Origin of the sequence: Scandinavium tedordense (genome assembly GCF_024764965.1) — a bacterium.
GTDB classification, from domain to species: domain Bacteria; phylum Pseudomonadota; class Gammaproteobacteria; order Enterobacterales; family Enterobacteriaceae; genus Scandinavium; species Scandinavium tedordense.
Genome location: NZ_JALIGG010000025.1, coordinates 1 through 467, shown reverse-complemented (window position 1 = coordinate 467; position 467 = coordinate 1). Strand labels below are relative to the sequence as shown.

The 467-nt window shown below is 62.5% G+C and carries 1 protein-coding gene; it reads right to left on the bottom strand.

Annotated elements, in window-relative coordinates; all coding sequences use genetic code 11:
- A partial coding sequence (locus MUU46_RS00120) for a hypothetical protein (protein ID WP_258964447.1) occupies window positions 1-467 on the bottom strand: 467 nt, incomplete at both ends.

Here is a 467-nt window from a genome sequence, read left to right as displayed (position 1 = left end):
CTGCTGAAGCGCTTCAGATCGTCGAACCGCAGGACCTTGCCGCCGGCAATCTCCCTCACCAAGCCATCGGCGCATAAAGCCAGGTCCTCCGCAGTTGCCCCATACAGGAATGTGGCACCGCGGCTGTCGGCCTCCCGAATGATCTGTTGGGCTGGCCCCTGAATGAAGCGTCCATCCTCACCCAGGACGACCATCTGGCCACGGTAATTCATGCCAAGCGGCCGGGCTGACATCACCGCGTTGTTGACGGTGACCGTTACCGGAAGAACCTCGTCGGGCCGGTCTTCGCTTTCGGTCCCTACGGACTGTTCGCGGCCTTGCGCCGGAACCTGCGGGGGGATGCTGATTGCCGGGGCAGAGACCTTGGGAGTGGACACAGTCGCACTAGCTGGTGAAACCGGGCGCTCCGGCATGATGCGAGTCACCCAGTTCATCGGCACCTTCACCGGATGGGCTTTGGGAAAAGC